The following is a 17,667-nucleotide window of genomic DNA, read 5'->3' on the forward strand; positions in this document are numbered from 1 at the left end:
AGCCACCTTCAGATCGGCGGAGTCGGTCGGCCCTGCATCGCCTCCCACACCCGCGAGGGCGTGAGCGGCATGTCCGCGTGCCGGATGCCGTACGGCTTGAGCGCGTCGACCACCGCGTTGACGATGGCGGGCGGCGAGCCGACCGTCGCGGACTCGCCGACACCCTTGGCACCGATGGGGTGGTGCGGGGAGGGCGTGACGGTGAACCCGGTCTCCCAGTCGGGGACTTCGAGCGCGGTCGGGATCAGATAGTCCATCAGCGAGCCGCTCAGGCAGTTGCCGTCCTCGTCGAAGGAGATCATCTCCATCAGCGCCATGCCGACGCCGTCGGTGAGCCCGCCGTGCACCTGCCCCTCGATGATCATCGGGTTGATACGGGTGCCGCAGTCGTCGACCGCGACGAAACGGCGGACGGTCACCTTGGCCGTACCGGGGTCGATGTCGACGACACAGATGTAGGCGCCGTGCGGATAGGTGAGGTTCTCCGGGTTGTAGCAGATCTGCGCCTCCAGACCGCCCTCCACCCCCTCGGGCAGATCGCCCGCGCCGTGCGCCCGCATCGCGATGGCCTGGATGGTGACCGAGGCCTCGGGGTCGCCTGCGACATGGAAGGAACCCTTCTCCCACTCCAGGTCGGCGACCGACACCTCCAGCATCCCGGAGGCGATCAGACGTGCCTTGTCCCGCACCTTGCGGGCGACCAGCGCCGCGGCGGCGCCCGAGACGGGTGTGGAGCGGCTGCCGTAGGTGCCCAGGCCGAACGGTGTCTGGTCGGTGTCGCCGTGCACCACGTCGATGTCCTGCGGCGGGATGCCGAGTTCCTCGGCGACGATCTGCGCGAACGTCGTCTCGTGACCCTGCCCCTGCGACTGCACCGAGAGTCGGACGACCGCCTTCCCGGTGGGATGCACCCGCAGTTCGCAGCCGTCGGCCATGCCGAGGCCGAGGATGTCCATGTCCTTGCGGGGGCCCGCGCCGACCGCCTCGGTGAAGAACGACACGCCGATGCCCATGAGTTCACCGCGGGCCCGCTTCTCGGCCTGCTCGACACGCAGCGCGTCGTAGCCGGCGAGCTCCTTCGCCAGTTCCATGGTGGGCGCGTAGTTCCCGGAGTCGTAGACCCAGCCCGTCTTGGTGCGGAAGGGGAACTGTTCGGGCCGGATGAAGTTCTTCATCCTCAACTCGATTGGATCCATGGCCAGTTCGTAGGCGAGGCAGTCCACGATCCGCTCGATCAGGTACACGGCCTCGGTGATGCGGAAGGAACACGCGTACGCGACCCCGCCGGGCGCCTTGTTGGTGTAGACGGCGGTCATCTTGCAGTGGGCGGCCTCGATGTCGTAGCTGCCGGTGAAGACACCGAAGAAGCCGGCCGGGTACTTCACCGGTGCGGCCGTGCCGTTGAACGCGCCGTGATCGGCAAGGACTTGGGTGCGGACGGCGAGGATGCGTCCGTCGCGGGTGGCCGCGATCTCGCCGCGCATCACGTAGTCGCGGGCGAAGCCGGTGCTGATGAGATTCTCCGCGCGGTCCTCCATCCACTTCACCGGCTTGCCGATGAGGAGTGAGCCGACGATCGCGCACACGTAACCGGGGTAGATCGGCACCTTGTTGCCGAAGCCGCCGCCGATGTCGGGGGAGACGACCCGGATCTTGTGCTCCGGCAGCCCGGCCACGATCGCGTAGAGCGTGCGGTGGGCGTGCGGGGCCTGGGTGGTGGACCAGAGGGTGAGGCGGCCGTCGACCTGGTCGTAGTCCGCGACCGCGCCGCACGTCTCCATGGGGGCCGGGTGCACGCGCGGGTAGACGATGTCCTCGGTGACCACGACGTCCGCGCGGGCGAAGACGGCCTCGGTCTCGGCCTCGTCGCCGGTCTCCCAGTCGAAGCAGTGGTTGTCGGCCTTGCCCTCCAGGTCGTCGCGGATGACGGGCGCGTCGGGGGAGAGGGCGGTACGGACGTCGATCACCGGGTCGAGGGGCTCGTACTCGACGTCGATCAACTCCAGCGCGTCCCGGGCCGCGTAGCGATCTTCTGCTACGACGAAGGCGACCTCCTGGCCCTGGAAGCGGACCTTGTCGGTGGCCAGGACCGCCTGCACGTCGTTCGAGAGGGTCGGCATCCACGCCAGGCCCTTCTCGGCGAGCATGGCGCCGGTGACGACCAGCCGGACCTTGGGGTGGGCCTCGGCGAGGGTGGTATCGACGGAGAGGACGCGGGCGTGCGCGAACGGCGAGCGCAGGATGGCCAGATGCAGCATGCCGGGCAGGTCGAGGTCGTCGACGTAACGGCCCTTGCCGCGGACGAAGCGCGGGTCCTCCTTGCGGAGCATCCGGCCGTGGCCGCAGGGCTTCTTGTCGTTGTCGACGAACGCGGTGCGGTGGCCGTTCTCGGAGACGGCGGTCATGACGCGCTCCCTGAAGTGGCTTGTGTTTCCAGGGAAGTTCGGGTCCCCGCCTCCTCGGCCGCCGCCCACCGGACGGAGCGGACGATGGTCGCGTAACCGGTGCAGCGGCAGATCTGTCCGGAGATCGCCTCGCGGATCTCCGTGTCGGAGGGGTCGGGGTTGCGGTCCAGCAGCGCACGCGCGGTCATCATCATGCCGGGGGTGCAGAAGCCGCACTGGAGGCCGTGGCACTCGACGAACCCGCGCTGCACCGGGTCGAGTTCACCGTTCTGTTCGAGCCCCTCGACCGTGCGCACCTCGTGTCCGCCCGCCATCGCGGCAAGGACGGTGCAGGACTTGACCGGTTCGCCGTCCAGCCACACCACGCACGTACCGCAGTTGCTGGTGTCGCACCCCCAGTGGGTGCCGGTCAGCCGCAGGTGGTCGCGCAGGAAGTGGACGAGCAGCAGCCGCCCCTCGATCTCCCGGGTGACCTCTTCGCCGTTGACGACCATGCTGACCTGCACGATCACACCTCCTGTCCGTCGATGCGGGCCACGGCCCGGCGCAGCACGCGCAGGGTCAACTCCCGCGCCAGATGCCGTTTGTACTCGGCGCTGCCGCGCCGGTCGGTCACCGGCGAGCAGGCCTCGGCCGCGATGTCCCCGGCCTGTCCGAACAGTTCCTCCGTCGGGCGCCGGCCGCGCAGGGCGTCGGCGATGCCGGGGATCCCGGCCGTGTTCGGTCCTACGGCGGCGAGGCCCACCCGGGCGTCGGCGATGAGTCCGTCGCCGTCCAGCCACACCGCGGCGCCGGCCGACACCACCGCCCAGTCACCGGCCCGCCGTTCGACCTTCTCGTAGGCGCTGGATCCGTTCGGGCGCACCGGGAAGCGGACTTCGGTGAGGATCTCCGCGTCGCCCACGGCGGTCTCGTACGGTCCGCGGTGGAAGTCCTCCATGGACACCACCCGTTCGCCGTCCCTGCCCTGGATCACGCAACTCGCGTCGAGAGTGGTGCAGACCGCGGAGAGGTCCTCGGACGGGTCGGCCTGGCACAGGGAGCCGCCGAGCGTGCCCCGGTTGCGCACCACGGGGTCGGCGATGACGCGTTCGGCGTCACGGAACACCGGGAAGGCGGCGGCGAGTTCGTCCGACTCCAGCAGCTCACGGTGGCGGGTCATCGCGCCGATGCGGATCAGTCCGGGTTCGACGCGGACGTAGCCCAGTTCGTCGTGCAGGTCGTTGATGTCGATCAGGTACTCGAAGTTGGCCAGCCGCAACTTCATCATCGGGATCAGACTGTGCCCGCCGGCCACCAGCCGTGCCGTGTCGCCCAGGCGGTCGAGCAGTGCGACCGCCTCACCGACGCTGCCGACCCGCTGGTACTCGAACGGAGCGGGAACCTGCATACCGCAATCCCCCTGTCCTGCACGGCGGTTGGCCGGTCGGCCGGGTGCCGTGTCCGGGCCTCATTGGGCGCCCGGCGGACAGGGGTGTCAACGGCTGGTTAACCCTTCACTTAAGTTGCTCGCCCAGGGGAGGTCGGAAGGTCGTCGAGGAAGTCTGCCGAGGGGATGTAGAAAAGGTTTCCGGTGACGGCTGTGGAGAAGTCCAGGATGCGGTCGTGGGACGCGGAGTCGGTGCCCAGGAACATGTTGCGCAGCATCTGCTCGGTCACGGAGGGCGTCCGGGCGTACCCGATGAAGTAGGTGCCGAACTCGCCCTGACCGGCGCTGCCGAACGGCATGTTGTCGCGCAGGATCTTCCGCTCGGTGCCGTCCGGGCCGGTGATGACGTTGAGGGCGATGTGCGAGTCGGCCGGCTTGACGTCGTCGTCCATCTCCATGTTGGTCAACTTGCTGCGCCCGATGGCCCGTTCCTGTTGCTCCACCGGCAGCGCGTTCCAGGCCGCCATGTCGTGGACGTACTTCTGCACGATCACATAGCTGCCGCCCGCGAACTCCGGGTCCTCGCCGCCGACCACCACCGCCTCGCGGGCCACCCGCCCGACCGGGTTCTCCGTGCCGTCGACGAAGCCCAGCAGATCGCGCACGTCGAAGTACTGGAACCCGGACACCTCGTCGGCCACGGCGACCGCACCGCCCAGCCGCCCCATGATCTCGGCGGCCAACTCGAAGCACAGGTCGGCCCGTACGGCCTTGATGTGGAAGAGCAGGTCGCCCGGGGTGGAGACGGCCGTGTGACGGTCGCCGGTGAGTTCAGGGAACGGATGCAGCTCGGCGGGGCGCGGACCGTCGAACAGCCGGTCCCACACCTGCGACCCGATGCCGGTCACACAGCTGAGCCGCCCGTCCGGCGCGCGGAACCCGATGGACCGGATCAACCCGCCCAGATCTTCGAGGAGTTGGCGCACCGTCTCCTCGCCGCCCGGCTCCACGGTGACGACGAGGAAGGTGGCGCTGGGTGTCAGCGACTCCAGCACCGCCTGCGTGGTCGGGACGCCCTCGCCGCCGCTGGTGCCGTCCGTACGCTCGACCGAGCCGTCAACTGTCATGTACGTCATGCCTCCGCGCTGTCCTGGGAAGTGCCGGCCATGACGGCCGGCACTCTGCGACTCAGCCGAGTTTCCCAGTCCGCGCGTCCTGCCACAGGTCGACGCCACCGTCCACGGCGTACGAGTCGATCTCGGCCAGCTCCTCGGCGCTGAACGCGAGGTTGTCCAGCGCGGCCACGTTCTGTTCGAGCTGCTCCGTGCGGGACGCGCCGATGACCAGCGAGGTGACCCGCTCGTCCCGCAGTGCCCAGGCCAACGCCATCTGCGCCAGGGTCTGCCCGCGCCGCCCCGCGATGTCGTTCAGCGCGCGCAGCCGGCGCACCATGTCCTCGGTCAGCCAGCCCGCGTCGAACGACGTGCCCTGCGCGGCCCGCGACCCCTCCGGGATCCCGTCCAGGTACCGCCCGGTCAGCAGCCCCTGCGACAGCGCCGTGAAGCCGATGACCCCGAAGCCCTCGTCCTGCGCGGCATCGAGCAGTCCGTCGTCCTCGATCCACCGGTTGAGCATGTTGTACGACGGCTGGTGGATGAGCAGTGGCGTGCCCAGCTCGCGCAGGATCGCGGCGGCCTCACGGGAGCGCTCGGCGTCGTAGGAGGAGATACCGACGTAGAGCGCCTTGCCCTGGCGGACGGCGGTGTCCAGCGCGCCCATGGTCTCTTCCAGCGGGGTGCCGGCGTCGAGGCGGTGGGAGTAGAAGATGTCCACGTAGTCGAGGCCGGTGCGCTTCAGCGACTGGTCGAGCGAGGCCAGGACGTACTTGCGAGAGCCGCCGCCCTGGCCGTAGGGGCCCGGCCACATGTCCCAGCCGGCCTTGGTGGAGACGACCAGTTCGTCCCGGTACGGCGCGAGGTCCTGCTTCAGCAGTCGGCCGAAGTTGGACTCGGCGGCGCCGTAGGGCGGGCCGTAGTTGTTCGCCAGGTCGTGGTGGGTGATGCCTAGGTCGAAGGCGCGCAGCGCGATCTCGCGCTGGGTCTCGAAGGGGCGGTCGTCACCGAAGTTGTGCCAGTAGCCCAGCGAGAGCAGGGGCAGGTCGAGCCCCGAGCGGCCGGTGCGGCGGTAGCGCATCGTGCTGTCGTAGCGCCCCGGATCTGCGATGTGGTTCACGACGCCCACTGTGCCCGCGCCCGCCGTGCGCGTCCAACCGATCCCTTTCATCGGATTCAGCAGCCCCGGCACTTAATCCGGGAGCGGCTCGCTGAGCGGACCGAAGCTGTTCGACGGTCCCTCGTTCGTCCCTAGGGTCCTCTCCATGAACAGCGACATTTCGGTGAGCCGCGACGAGGGCCCGCTGCGGATCGGCGTGCGTATCCCGCCCTGCGACCGGGCGGACCGGGTGGCCCGGGCCGTACGGCGGGCCGAGGAGCTCGGCTTCGACCAAGTGTGGTTCCCCGACTCGCAGTTGCTGTGGCGGGACGTGTTCACCACACTCACCGCGGCGGCCTTCGCCACCGAGCGGATCGGCCTCGGCACCGCCGTCACCAACCTGGCGACCCGGCACCCGTCCGTCGTCGCGTCGGCCGCGCGCAGCGTTGCCGAACTCGCGCCCGGCCGGTTCACCCTCGGCCTAGGCGTCGGCAACAGCTCCGTCGCACCCGTCGGCCTGCGGCAGACCGGCTCGGCGGAACTGCGCGAGGGCCTGAGCATGCTGCGCGCCCTGCTGGACGGGCGCGACTGGGACTTCGAGGGCAAGATCCGCTCCCGGCTGCGCGACCCCCAGCCGTCCGTGCCGCTGCACCTGGCGGCGAGCGGGCCGCGCAACCTGCGCCTCGCCGGTGAGATCGCCGACGGCGTCATCCTGCTGAGCGGAGTCTCGCCGCGCACCCTGGCCGCCGCCACCGCCCGGGTGCGGGAGGGCGTGGAATCGGCCGGCCGGAACGCCGAGACACTCCCGGTCACGGTGTCCGCGTTCTGCGCGGTCACCGACGACATCGAGGCCGAGGCCCGCCGGATCAAACCGATCTGCGCCTCGATCGCCCAGAACGGCGGCGCGTCCTTCCTCGCCCTCGCCGGCATCGACGTGGACGTCCCGGCCACGGTGGAGGGCGTCTACCCGGACCTCGTGCACGCCGAGGACTGGGACGAGGCCGTCAGGATCTGCTCGGCCTGGATCAGCGACGAGGCGGCCGTCCGGTTCGCCGAGGAGTTCTGCCTGATCGGCACAGCCGCACAGATCACCCAACGCCTGCGCACCCTGCGCGAGTTGGGCGTGACCGACGTCTTTCTCCAGCACGTCGGCTCCTACGACCTGCCCACCGACCTGATCGAGACCGTCGGCGCCTCGGTCCTGCCGGCCCTCCGCTCAGGTGCTCTCCGGGGATGAGACCGTCAGCGGGTTCCCGCCGCGGGCAGCAGATCCTTGCGTACGACGCCGTCCTGGACGACACACACGATGTTGCCGGGGTCGCCGAGCACGCCGATGTCCGCGAGCGGGTCCCCGTCGCACAGGATCAGGTCGGCGGTCTTGCCCACGGTCAGTGTGCCCAACTGGTCGGACAGACCCAGGAGTTCGGCGGAGACGCTGGTACCGGCGACGATCGCGGTCATCGGGTCCATGCCCAGGTCCACGAGGAAGCGCAGCTCCAGCAGGTTCTGGCCGTGCGGGCAGACCGCCGCGTCGGTGCCGAGCGCGATACGGGCGCCCTGGTCGATGGCGCGGGCGATGTTCTCCTTGGTGATGCCCGACCAGCGGACCTTCTTCTGATAGTGGTGCTCCGGCATCAGGTTCTTGTCGATGCCCGCGAACACCGTGGACAGGGTCGGCACCACGAACGTGCCCCGCTCGCCCGCCAGGTCCAGCGCCCGCTCGTCCAGCCCGTAGCCGTGCTCGATGCTGGTGACACCGCCGCGGATGGCGTTGATGATGCCCGCGGTGCCCTGCGCGTGCGCGGCGACCGGCTTGCCGCCGTGGCGTCGGCACTCGTCCACCACGGCCCGGATCTCCTCCTCCATCAGCCCCTCGTCCTCGGGCTGGTCGTAGGGGCTGGCCATGCCGCCGGACGCGCAGATCTTGACCACGTCGGCACCCGCGCGGATCACCTTGCGCACGGCGAGCCGGGACTCGTCCACGGTGTCGGCCAGTTCGGCCATCTCGCCGCCGCTGAGGTCGGTGCCGTCCAGCATGCGGAAGTCGGCGTGCCCGCCGGTGTGGCTGATGATCCGTACGGCGGTGTGCAGCCGGGGGCCGACGATCCGGCCGGTCTCCACGGCCGTACGGAACCCGGTGGACAGTCCGCCCAGGTCACGGGCGGTGGTGATGCCCGCGTCCAGGGTCTGCCGCAGCCGCGTCGCGGTGTCGTAGGTCACCAGGACCGGGTCCAGTTCGCCGCGCCGCCCGGGTGGCGAGCCCTGCGCGTACGCGAGGTGGGTGTGGCAGTCGAAGAACCCGGGGAGCACGGTCCGGCCGCCGGCGTCGATGATCCGGACCGCGGAGCCGTCACCGGGCACGGGCGGGGCCGTAGCCGCTGGTCCGGCGTAGGCGATCGTTCCCTCCGCGTCCGCGACGACGACGGCGTCGGTCACCGGCAGCGCACCGGTACCGTCGATGAGGCGGGCGTTCTCAACGCGCAACATGGTCCGAAAGGTCTCTTGCGTCATGGCATCCGTCATGGTGGGGCCGAATCACTCCTCGGTATCAGGAACCTCGGTGTCGGGGAACCTCGCTATCAGGAACAGGCGAAAGGGAGTCTGCAATGGACGAGATAACCCCGCGCTACGGTGCAGCTTCCGATCCCGATTTCAGTCGGGCGCGCAGGAATACGCCGTCCCAGGAGGCGCAGGATTTCGCTGCCGCGGATCTCGACGAACTGGACCGCGGAGTCGTGCACGCCTTGCAGATCCACCCCCGGGCCCCCTGGACCCTGGTCGGTGATGTGCTCGGCGTGAACCCGGTGACGGTCGCCCGGCGCTGGCAGCGGCTGGAGGAGGCCGGACTCGCGTGGGTGACCGCCTACCCGAGGCTGTCGGACTCCCGGATCGTGGTGACGGGCATCGTCGAGGTCGACACCGAGCCCGGTGTCGCCGAGGACGTGGCCCGCGCCCTCGCCGCCGAGCACGCCGTGGCCAACGTCAAGATCACGGCCGGCGGCCGCGATGTCGTCACCGCCGTCCAGACCCGGGACCTCGACGAACTCGCCCACCTCACCACCCGGCTCTTCCAGCAGACACCGGGCGTCCGCGCGACCCGCACCCACGTCTCCACCGGCGTCCCCACCGAGGGCAGCCGCTGGCGCCTGCGCAGCCTGGACGCGGCCCAGTGCGCCCGCATCGAGGCGAGCCACGCCTCGGACGTCCCGCCCGACCCGGGCACAGGGTCCACCGCGCCCTGGGACTCCCTGGACGCGCAGATCCTCGAACTCCTCAGCTCCGACGGCCGGATGTCGATCCGCGCCCTCGCGACCGCGACCGGCGTCGGCGTCACCACCGTCCGCCGCAGACTCCAGTCGCTGCTGGCCTCCCGCGTGAGCCTGCGCTGCGACCTGGCCCGGCGGCTGTCCGGCTGGCCGCTGGCGGCGGTGTACTTCGCGTCCGTGCCCGCCCTGCACCTGGAGGAGACCAGCCGCGTCCTGTCGGGCATACGGGAGGTCCGCTCGTGCGCGATCACCGCGGGCCCGCACAACCTCGTGATCGACGTCTGGCTGCGCGCGCTGGCCGACGTGCACACCTTCGAGGCACACCTGTCGCGTCGGCTCCCGCGCCTGGTGATCGACGACCGCTCGGTGGTCCTGCGCACGGTGAAGCACATGGGCCGGATCCTGGACCGCGACGGCCGCTGTGTCGGCGTCGTCCCGCTGCGCGAACCCCAGGGATCCCACCTCCCCACCGACAGCCTCATCGCCGTACCGGACGACAAACGCCTCTGGCGCTGACACCCCGAACTGCCTTTGCTGTGAAGATTGTTGAGGAGCACCGATGCGGTCCACGTACCTCCCCGGCGCCGGCGGCCACCTGCGCCGGCTCGACCTCCCGGGCGACGGCCCCGCGCGGGTGTACCTCCACGGACTGGGCTGCGCGGGCTCGGCCGACTTCGCGGGGATCGCAGCTCGCTACGGCGGACGCGCGATCGTCGTAGACCTCCTGGGCCACGGCTTCAGCGACTGCCCGAAGGACTTCCCCGGCACGCTGGAGGCGCACGCCGAGACGGTCGCCGCAGTCCTCGACGACGAGGGGATCAAGGACGCCGTCCTCGTCGGACACTCGATGGGCGGCGCCATCGCGATCGTCCTCGCCGCGGCCCGCCCGGACCTGGTCTCCCGGCTCGTCCTGGCCGAGCCCAACTTGCGCACGGGTGGCGGCCTTTACAGCGGAGCCATCGCCGCCTACCCGGAGGACGACTTCGTCAGCCACGGATTCCGTACGGTCCTGTCGACACTGGATCCCGAATACGCGGCCCGCGTCCGCACGTCAGACCCCGCGATCCTCCACCGCAGCGCGGTGAGCCTGGTACGCGGGACGACTCCCGGCACGGCGGACCTCTTCTACGGCCTTTCCCAGCCCCGAGTGATGCTGATCGGCACCCGCAGCCGTCCCTACGCGGACGAGCCCGCCGTACGGCAGGCCGGCGTCCCGGTCGTCGACGTCCCCGACGCGGGCCACCACATGATGCGCGACAACCCCGAGGGGTTCGTGGCGGCCTTGGCCGAGAGCGGTGCGGGGCCCGTTGTTAGAGGGGAGCGCGGAGGGAGTCGTAGCGAGCGAGTCGGGTCGTGATGACGTTCGATGCCTGGGTGAGGGCGGTGAGCAGTCGGGTGATCCTGCTGCCCGCCGTGGGGGCGATGACCGACAGCGCACTCAGGTAGGCGCCGCCCGCACCGCGTACGGGAACTGCGACGGCGAGGTAGCCGAGGCGCCTCTCCTCGACCTCGACGGCGTAGCCCTGCTCCCGAACTCGCTTGAGTTCGCCGGGCAGTTGGGCGGGGCCGAGCGTGTGCGGGGTGCAGCGGACCATCTGGGGGACGACGCTCGCGAGTGGGTACTGCTCGGGGAGAAGGGCCAGGGTGAGTTTGCCCGCGGCGGTGCTGTGCAGTTGGAGGCGTCGGCCGTCGGCGGTGGACCGGGCGTGGTTGCGGTGCGTGCCGAGGTTCTCGACGCAGAGCAGCTCGGAGTCGTGCGGGATCGCCAGGATGACGGCGTTGTCCAGGGTCTGGGCGAGGCCCTCGATCACCGGCCTGGCCGCCTCGCGCAGGGTGCGCTGCTGGGGCGAGCGCAGGCCCATCGTGTAAAGCCGAACGCCCAGGCGGTAGTTGCAGCCGTCGCGCTCCAGGAAGTCGGTGGCGACGAGTTCTTGGCAGAGTCGGTGCACGGTGGCCTTCGCGATGCCGGTACGCGACCTCAGCTCGGCGAGGCCCAGCGAATAGTCGTCGTCGCCGAAGGCCGACAGGATCAGACTCACCTTGCCGAGCACCGAGTTGGGCCGCTCGCCGGACTCCCGGACCGCGCCGGCGGTGGTCATCCCGCCGCCACCCAGTCGAGGATGTGCCGGGAGAACTCCTCGGGGAGCTGCTCCGGCACGGGGACGTGTCCGCCGGCAATGACCCGGGTCTCGCAGCCGGCGTCCGCGAACTTCTCCAGGCCGGGCATCGAGAAGTGGTCCCCGGACGCGCAGACGGCGAGGGTGCGGGCGGTGACCTGGGGCAGCCGCTGGTCCATCATCGAGCCGCGTACCGCTACGTGGCCCTCCTCCACCCGGTCCAGCACGGTCAGCGCGTCGATCATGAAGCGGTTGAGGGCGGCCTCCTCGCCGAGTTCGTAGAACTCCCGCCGGTGGTTCCACAGTTGGAGCAGATGCGAGCCGTCCGGCTGCGGGACGACGTGGTCGACGGCCTTGCGCTGACCGGCCGAGCGGCGCTTCTCCTCGTCGATGAAGGGGGTCGCGGACAGGAACAGGCTCGCCACCCGCTTCTGGTGGCGGGCGGCGAGTTCCACCGCGATGACCCCGCCGGTGTGGTGGCCCACGAGATGGAAGCGTTCCAGGCCGAGTTCCTCGATCAACGCGTCGGCGGCGTCGGCCCACCGGTCGATCGTGTGGGGTTCGTCAGGTTTCGCGGACGCCCCGAAACCCAGGGTGTCCATGGCGATGGCCCGGTGCGTGGCCCCGACGAGGGGGAGCACGTCCAGGTACTCGGTCCAGGAGCGCGGAGTCTGATGGAGCATCAGGACCGGTTCGCCCGTGCCGCATTCGACATAGTGCAGCTGGCCGAACGGGCTGGATACATAGCCGCGGTGCAGTGTGTCCGTCATGAGCGACCCCCTGGTTTGTGGCATGCGGTCAGATGGCCGGGTGCCTGTTCGGTGAGTGCGGGGCGTTCGCTGCGGCAGTGGTCGTCGGCCAGCCAGCAGCGCGAGGAGAAGGGACAGCCGGTCGGAATGTCGGTCGGCGAGGGCAACTCGCCCTTGAGGACGATCTGTTCGCCCGGCCCGGCGTCGTCGCCGGGTTCGAGGACGGACGAGAGCAGTGCCATCGAGTACGGGTGCTGCGGAGCCTCGAACAACTGCTGGGCCGGGGCGATCTCGACGATCGACCCGAGGTACATCACGGCGACCCGTTGGCTCAGGTGGCGGACCACGCCGAGGTTGTGCGAGATGAACAAGTAGGCGATGCGGTCGCGCTGTTGGATCTCCTGGAGCAGATTGAGGATCTGCGCCTGGATGGAGACGTCCAGCGCCGAGGTCGGCTCGTCGAGGACGATCACCGACGGCTGCGGGGCCAACGCCCGGGCGAGCGCGAGGCGTTGACGCTGACCGCCGGAGAACTCGTGCGGATAGCGGCCGGCCGCCGCCGCGTCGAGGCCGACCTCCTCCAGCACCTCCGCGAGCCGCTGGCGACGTTCGGTGCGTGGCACCCCGCGGGCACGCAGCGGCTCCTCGATGCTGGCGCCCACCGGCAGCCGGGGGTTCAGCGAGCCGTTGGGATCCTGGAACACCATCTGCACCGCACGCCGGAACGCCTTCAGGTCGGCGCTCTTCGGCTTGTGCGTCATGTCCTTGCCCTCGAAGCGCACGGCGCCCCGCGTGGGCCGGTACAGCCTGGTGGCGATCCGGCCCAGCGTGCTCTTGCCGCACCCGGACTCGCCGACCAGGCCGACCGTCTCACCGGGGTTCAGGGCCAGCGAGATGTCGTCCACGGCCCGGACACCGGAACGGCCCGGGCGGCGGCCGAACTCGTGGCCGATACCGGCGAGTTCGAGCAGCGGCGCCCCGGTGTCCGCCGTAGCAGGCGGAGCTGTCGGTTCGGCCACTGTCAGATCCAGTCGCGATTCACTCATCGTTTCCTCCGGCTGCGGTCGGGGCGTCCTCGATGTCACGCCAGCAGCGCGACACCCACCCTTCGCCGACGGGCCGCAACGGTTGGGGCTCGGCGCAGGCGTCGGCCGCCAACGGGCAACGCGGCGCGAAGCGGCACCCGGGCAACCGGCGGGCGTCGTCCGTGAGTTGGCCGCGGATCGCGGTCAGCGGGGTGCCGTCGCCCTCGCGCATCCGGGGCACCGCCGCGAGCAGCGCCCGGGTGTAGGGATGCCGGGGCGCGTTCAGCACCTGCTCGACCGTGCCGGACTCCACCGCCTGACCGGCGTACATCACCTGCACGCGGCTGCACATGGCGGTGATGACACCGAGATCGTGCGAGATGAGCAGCATCCCCATGCCGTGCTCCTCCTGGAGCGAGCGCAGCAGTCGGAGGATCTCGGCCTGCACGGTGACGTCGAGGGCGGTCGTCGGTTCGTCGGCCAGCAGCAGGCGCGGGTTGCCCGCCATGGCGATGGCGATGACGACGCGCTGGCGCATACCGCCGGACAGTTCGTGCGGGAACTGCTTGGCCCGGCGCTCGGGGGAGGGGATCTCCACCAGGCGCAGCAGGTCAACCGCCCGCACCTGCGCCTCCTTCCGGCCGGCCTTGCCGTGGATGCGCAGCACTTCGGCGACCTGCGCGCCGACCCGCATGCACGGGTTGAGCGAGGTCATCGGCTCCTGGAAGACCATGGCCACGCGGTCGCCGCGCAGGCTCTCCAGTTCGGCGGGGCGGCTGCCCAGCAGATCCGTGCCGCAGGCCTCCAGCCGGTCGGCGCGGACGTCGGCGCCGGAGCCCAGCAGCCCCATGGCGGCGAGGGCGACGCTGGACTTGCCGCAGCCGCTCTCGCCGATCAGGCCCACCACTTCGCCCTGTTCGACGCGGAGGTCCACGCCGGAGACGACGTCCGAGCCGCCGAATCCGATGTGCAGTCCGGAGACGTCGAGGACCGGCCCCGTGCCACCGGGCTCGGTGGTGGCACGGGCGGGCGTCAAGGTGTCGGCCTTCACTGGGACAGCCAGGCGTTTTTGAGGTTGAGGCGGGTCGCCGTCGCGTCCGGCTGGTAGCCGTGCAGCTTGTCGCTCCACGCCTCGCCGCGCACCGCCTTGGCGTACGGAACCAGGAGGTAGGCCTCGTCGGCGATGTACTGGGCGAGCTGGTGGTAGAGCGTGACCCGCTTCGCGTTGTTCTGCTCGCTCTTCGCGGCGGCCATCAGGTCCCACAGGTGCTGGTCCTTGGCCTTGGTCGCCGGGCTGCCCTTGGCGAACCACAGGTCGAGATACTGGCTCGGGTCGGCGTTGAGCACGCTGGTCATCATCACCATGTCGGTGTACTCGCCGGCCAGCACCTTCGGCACGACACTCGCGAACGGCACGAGCTTGAGGTCGAGCGTGATGCCCACCTTGGACAGCTGCGCCTTCATCAGCTCCATGGCGGAGATGTCGGGGCCGTAGGCCGGGTCGCTGGGGGCGAGCAGTTCGATGGTGACCTTGCTCTTGCCCGCCTCCTTGAGGAGCGCGATGGCCTTGCTCTGGTTCTGCTTGTACATCGGGTCGGCGGTGGTGGGCGTGATGCCGTACGGGTCCTGCGGCGGGATGACGTAGCCGAAGGTGGCGGAGCCGCTGCCCAGCGTCTTGATCAGGGTCTCGCGGTCGATGGCGAGGTTGAACGCCTCCCGGACCCGCTTGTCGGCGAGCGGTCCGCTGAGGGTGTTCATGTTGAGCCAGATGCTGGAGACGATCGGCCCGTTCGCCTCGGTGACACCGCTGGTGGTCTTGACGTCGCTCACCATGCGCAGGTCGCGGAAGGACAGCAGCTGCACCGAGTTGGAGCGCAGCGAGGCGACGCGCGAGGTCTCGTCCGGGATGAGCCGGTAGATCACCGTGTCGAGGTACGGCTTCGGTTTGTCCCAGTAGCCCTTGTGGCCGGACAGCTCGATGGAGATGCCCTTCGACCACTTCTTCAGGGCGAAGGGGCCGGTGCCGTTCTCCGTCTGCTTGAGCTGGTTGCCGGTGCGGGACGTCGTCCACTTCTTGCTCATGATGGCGCCGCTCCACGGGCGGGCCAGGAAGTTGTAGAGCGACGGCTGCGGGGTGCTGAGCTTGATCTCGATGGTGCTGGCGTCCGGCGCGGTCACCGTCTTGATCTTGTACTGCTGGGTGTACGGCGACTTGATCGCGGGATCCATCAGCCGCTCCAGGCTGAAGATGACGTCGTCGGTGGTGAGCTCGGTGCCGTCGTGGAAGGTGACCCCGTCGCGGAGCGTGAAGCGGTAGGTGGTGGAGTCCACCTGCTGGTAGCTCTTGGCGAGCCCGGGCTTGATCTGGCCCTTGCTGTCCAGGCTCAGCAGGCCCTCGTAGAACTGCGCGACGATCTGCTGGTCGAAGTACGCCTGCGCCACCTGCGGGTCGAAGCCGACCGTGGGCTCCCCGTCCAGCCCGATGGTGAGGGTGCCGCCGCTGACCGGCTTTCCGGAGGTGTTGGTGGCCGTCGTGGCCGTACCGCCGCAGGCCGCCAGCATCAGACCGGCCAGCGTGCTGCCGCCGAGGGCCAGCGCGTTTCTGCGGGAGAGGGTGTGGTTCGTCATCAGGACCGCCTGTTTCTCAAGAACGTGAGGGTGAAGTGACGTGGTGCGGGCGCCTGTTCAGGGCGTACGGCGCTTGCCGCGCGGGTTCAGCTGTTCCTGCAGGCCGTCGGAGATGAGGCCGAAGGCCGCCGTGGCGATGGCCAGGGTGATGCCGGGGACGATCACCAGCAGCGGGTCGTCCTTCATATAGCGCTGACCTTCGAAGATCATCCGGCCCCAACTGGGCGTCGGCGGCTGGATACCGAGGCCCAGATAGCTCAGGGACGCCTCGACCAGGACGCAGGTCGCCGCCGTGTTGGCGTACTGGACGAGCGCGGAGGACAGCACGTTCGGCAGCACATGGCGGCCGATGATCACCGGGGTCCGTACGCCGGCGATGCGCGCCGCCGACACGAAGTCCCGCTCGCGCACGGTGAGCGCCGGAGCCCGCACGATCCGCGCGAAGTACGGCACGAAGATCAGGCCCATGCCCCCGATGAGGACCCACATGCCCGGGCTGAAGACCGACACCAGCACAAGTGCCAGCAGCACGGAGGGAATTGACATCGCGGTGTCCATCGCGGCCATCAGTACCGCGTCCAGGCGCCGGGCGTTGTAGCCCGCGACGAGACCGATCGGGATGCCGATCAGCGCGGCGAGGGTGGTCGCCCCGAAGGCCACCATCAGGGACTGCCGGGCCGCCCCGAAGGTCCGGGTGAACAGGTCACGGCCGAGGTTGTCGGTGCCCAGCCAATGACTCCCCGAGGGGCCGGTGAGCAGCGAGTCGCCGACGTCCGTCGTCGAGTAGCGGCCGAAGAGACCGATGAGCAGGGACAGCACCACGATCGCGCCGAGGATGCACACCCCCGTGGTGAGCGTCGCGTTCCAGCCGAGGCGGGGCCTCCGTCGTTGGCGCGCCGGGGCCACGGTGACGGCGGGCGCGGTGGATTCAACCGTCACGGCGAGCTCCAGTCGTCCGGATGCGGGGGTCGATGAGGGGGTAGACCAGGTCGGTCACCAGGTTGATCAGCACATAGGAGGCGCCCAGTGCGAGGATCGCGCCCTGGATCACCGTGAAGTCGTGCTGCGTGATGGAGTTGACGATCAGCGAGCCGAGCCCGGGGAGCGCGAAGACCTGCTCGACGATCACGGTGCCGCCGACCAGCACCCCGAGCTGGAGACCGCCGGCGGTGACCACCGGCACCAGCGCGTTGCGCAGCGCGTGCCGCAGCATCAGCCGTCGTCGCCCTGCGCCCTTCGCCGCCGCCGTCCGCATGAAGTCCTGGCCCTCGACGTCGAGGATGGCGGCCCGCATGTAGCGGCAGAGCGTCGCACCGAACGGGATGCCCAGCGCGACGGCGGGGAGCAGCAGTACCTGGAGGTTGAGGAGCGGATCCTGCGAGAACGGCACGAACGAGAACAGCGGCCAGGCCGGTGCCAGTGTGCTGAACAGGAGGACCATCACCGTGCCGACCACGAACGGCGGGACGGCGAGCCCCATGAACGCCGCGCTGTTGACCAGCCGGTCCTTCGCGCGCCCCTGGTGCATGGCCGACCAGATGCCCGCCGGAATGCCCCACAGAACCGCGATCACCGCGGCGTAGACGGCGAGTTCCAGACTCACCGGAAGGCGGGCGGCGACCTGCGTGCCGACGCTCTGCCCGTCCAGCAGCGACGAGCCCAGATCGCCCCGCACGGCGTGCCCGATCCAGCTCAGGTACTGCGACCACACGGGCTGGTCGAGCCCCAGCTGCTGGGTGATCTGGGCGCGCAGCTGGGGCGTCGAGTTCTCGCCGGCGATCAGGGCCGCCGGATCACCGGGGACCAGATGCGCCAGGGCGAACACGATGGCGCTGAGGCAGAGGACCACCGCCAGCGAGCGGACCACACGGATCGACAGATAACGCAGCACTGGATC

16 protein-coding genes are annotated in these 17,667 nt (G+C 70.0%); 3 read left to right on the forward strand and 13 right to left on the reverse strand.

Translation table 11 applies throughout. The features are described from left to right. Positions 1-8: 8 nt before the first annotated feature. From SPR02S_RS06025 to mgrA, 5 genes are all read right to left on the reverse strand, one after another. The gene (locus SPR02S_RS06025) at positions 9-2,405 is read right to left on the reverse strand and encodes an aerobic carbon-monoxide dehydrogenase large subunit (RefSeq protein WP_019056033.1); all 2,397 of its coding nucleotides are present in this window, start codon (positions 2,403-2,405) and stop codon (positions 9-11) included. After that, positions 2,402-2,917, reverse strand: a complete 516-nt coding sequence (locus SPR02S_RS06030) for a (2Fe-2S)-binding protein (RefSeq protein WP_019056034.1) — start codon at positions 2,915-2,917, stop codon at positions 2,402-2,404. The genes SPR02S_RS06025 and SPR02S_RS06030 overlap by 4 nt, the downstream gene beginning before the upstream one ends. Then, positions 2,914-3,795: an FAD binding domain-containing protein gene (locus SPR02S_RS06035; protein ID WP_019056035.1), complete on the reverse strand. Its 882-nt coding sequence runs from the start codon at positions 3,793-3,795 to the stop codon at positions 2,914-2,916. The genes SPR02S_RS06030 and SPR02S_RS06035 overlap by 4 nt, the downstream gene beginning before the upstream one ends. A 110-nt stretch (positions 3,796-3,905) precedes the next feature. Beyond that, positions 3,906-4,901, reverse strand: a complete 996-nt coding sequence (locus SPR02S_RS06040) for a Dyp-type peroxidase (protein ID WP_218006570.1) — start codon at positions 4,899-4,901, stop codon at positions 3,906-3,908. 61 nt (positions 4,902-4,962) lie between these two features. Further along, the gene (gene mgrA / locus SPR02S_RS06045; protein ID WP_026150271.1) at positions 4,963-6,006 is read right to left on the reverse strand and encodes an L-glyceraldehyde 3-phosphate reductase; all 1,044 of its coding nucleotides are present in this window, start codon (positions 6,004-6,006) and stop codon (positions 4,963-4,965) included. Between the two features lie 145 nt (positions 6,007-6,151). On the opposite strand from mgrA, the gene SPR02S_RS06050 reads away from it, so the two are divergent. After that, positions 6,152-7,222, forward strand: coding sequence for an LLM class flavin-dependent oxidoreductase (locus SPR02S_RS06050; RefSeq protein WP_019056038.1), 1,071 nt, complete (start codon positions 6,152-6,154; stop codon positions 7,220-7,222). Between the two features lie 5 nt (positions 7,223-7,227). Here the strand turns inward: SPR02S_RS06050 and SPR02S_RS06055 are convergent, their stop codons facing one another. Then, on the reverse strand, positions 7,228-8,508 hold the full coding sequence (locus tag SPR02S_RS06055) for a metal-dependent hydrolase family protein (RefSeq protein ID WP_019056039.1): 1,281 nt from the start codon (positions 8,506-8,508) through the stop codon (positions 7,228-7,230). Between the two features lie 83 nt (positions 8,509-8,591). Between SPR02S_RS06055 and SPR02S_RS06060 the strand changes: the two genes are divergently transcribed. Both SPR02S_RS06060 and SPR02S_RS06065 read left to right on the forward strand, forming a co-directional pair. Then, entirely contained in the window at positions 8,592-9,767 is a 1,176-nt protein-coding gene (locus SPR02S_RS06060; protein ID WP_019056040.1) for an Lrp/AsnC family transcriptional regulator, read from the forward strand. Positions 9,768-9,810: 43 nt separating this feature from the next. Then, the gene (locus tag SPR02S_RS06065; RefSeq protein ID WP_019056041.1) at positions 9,811-10,608 is read left to right on the forward strand and encodes an alpha/beta fold hydrolase; all 798 of its coding nucleotides are present in this window, start codon (positions 9,811-9,813) and stop codon (positions 10,606-10,608) included. Here the strand turns inward: SPR02S_RS06065 and SPR02S_RS06070 are convergent. Genes SPR02S_RS06070 through SPR02S_RS06100 form a run of 7 tightly spaced genes read right to left on the reverse strand, consistent with a single transcriptional unit; the run spans position 10,562 to position 17,661 of the window. After that, positions 10,562-11,350, reverse strand: a complete 789-nt coding sequence (locus SPR02S_RS06070; RefSeq protein WP_019056042.1) for an IclR family transcriptional regulator — start codon at positions 11,348-11,350, stop codon at positions 10,562-10,564. The two genes, SPR02S_RS06065 and SPR02S_RS06070, sit on opposite strands and share 47 nt — an antisense overlap. After that, complete coding sequence (locus tag SPR02S_RS06075) at positions 11,347-12,138, reverse strand: alpha/beta fold hydrolase (RefSeq protein ID WP_019056043.1); 792 nt, start codon at positions 12,136-12,138, stop codon at positions 11,347-11,349. Before SPR02S_RS06075 ends, SPR02S_RS06070 begins: the two co-directional genes overlap by 4 nt. Next, a complete protein-coding gene (locus SPR02S_RS06080) occupies positions 12,135-13,163 on the reverse strand; it encodes an ABC transporter ATP-binding protein (protein WP_078622824.1) in 1,029 nt (342 codons plus the stop codon). The genes SPR02S_RS06075 and SPR02S_RS06080 overlap by 4 nt, the downstream gene beginning before the upstream one ends. Beyond that, complete coding sequence (locus SPR02S_RS06085) at positions 13,156-14,193, reverse strand: ABC transporter ATP-binding protein (protein WP_019056045.1); 1,038 nt, start codon at positions 14,191-14,193, stop codon at positions 13,156-13,158. The genes SPR02S_RS06080 and SPR02S_RS06085 overlap by 8 nt, the downstream gene beginning before the upstream one ends. After that, positions 14,190-15,770, reverse strand: a complete 1,581-nt coding sequence (locus tag SPR02S_RS06090) for an ABC transporter substrate-binding protein (RefSeq protein ID WP_019056046.1) — start codon at positions 15,768-15,770, stop codon at positions 14,190-14,192. The genes SPR02S_RS06085 and SPR02S_RS06090 overlap by 4 nt, the downstream gene beginning before the upstream one ends. Positions 15,771-15,827: 57 nt before the next feature. Continuing rightward, positions 15,828-16,709 carry an ABC transporter permease gene (locus SPR02S_RS06095; RefSeq protein WP_019056047.1) on the reverse strand — a complete coding sequence of 294 codons (882 nt, stop codon included), beginning with the start codon at positions 16,707-16,709 and terminating at the stop codon, positions 15,828-15,830. Then, complete coding sequence (locus SPR02S_RS06100) at positions 16,699-17,661, reverse strand: ABC transporter permease (RefSeq protein ID WP_019056048.1); 963 nt, start codon at positions 17,659-17,661, stop codon at positions 16,699-16,701. Before SPR02S_RS06100 ends, SPR02S_RS06095 begins: the two co-directional genes overlap by 11 nt. Positions 17,662-17,667 lie beyond the last annotated feature (6 nt).

It is taken from the genome of Streptomyces prunicolor NBRC 13075, from assembly GCF_000367365.1.
In the GTDB taxonomy this organism is placed as follows: Bacteria; Actinomycetota; Actinomycetes; order Streptomycetales; family Streptomycetaceae; genus Streptomyces; species Streptomyces prunicolor.

Coding starts and splice junctions, on each gene's coding strand:
- SPR02S_RS06025 (WP_019056033.1), bottom strand. CDS start 2,405: ATGACCGCCGTCTCCGAGAACGGCCACCGCACCGCGTTCGTCGACAAC.
- SPR02S_RS06035 (WP_019056035.1), bottom strand. CDS start 3,795: ATGCAGGTTCCCGCTCCGTTCGAGTACCAGCGGGTCGGCAGCGTCGGT.
- SPR02S_RS06040 (WP_218006570.1), bottom strand. CDS start 4,901: ATGACAGTTGACGGCTCGGTCGAGCGTACGGACGGCACCAGCGGCGGC.
- SPR02S_RS06050 (WP_019056038.1), top strand. CDS start 6,152: ATGAACAGCGACATTTCGGTGAGCCGCGACGAGGGCCCGCTGCGGATC.
- SPR02S_RS06055 (WP_019056039.1), bottom strand. CDS start 8,508: ATGACGGATGCCATGACGCAAGAGACCTTTCGGACCATGTTGCGCGTT.
- SPR02S_RS06060 (WP_019056040.1), top strand. CDS start 8,592: ATGGACGAGATAACCCCGCGCTACGGTGCAGCTTCCGATCCCGATTTC.
- SPR02S_RS06065 (WP_019056041.1), top strand. CDS start 9,811: ATGCGGTCCACGTACCTCCCCGGCGCCGGCGGCCACCTGCGCCGGCTC.
- SPR02S_RS06070 (WP_019056042.1), bottom strand. CDS start 11,350: ATGACCACCGCCGGCGCGGTCCGGGAGTCCGGCGAGCGGCCCAACTCG.
- SPR02S_RS06075 (WP_019056043.1), bottom strand. CDS start 12,138: ATGACGGACACACTGCACCGCGGCTATGTATCCAGCCCGTTCGGCCAG.
- SPR02S_RS06080 (WP_078622824.1), bottom strand. CDS start 13,163: ATGAGTGAATCGCGACTGGATCTGACAGTGGCCGAACCGACAGCTCCG.
- SPR02S_RS06090 (WP_019056046.1), bottom strand. CDS start 15,770: ATGACGAACCACACCCTCTCCCGCAGAAACGCGCTGGCCCTCGGCGGC.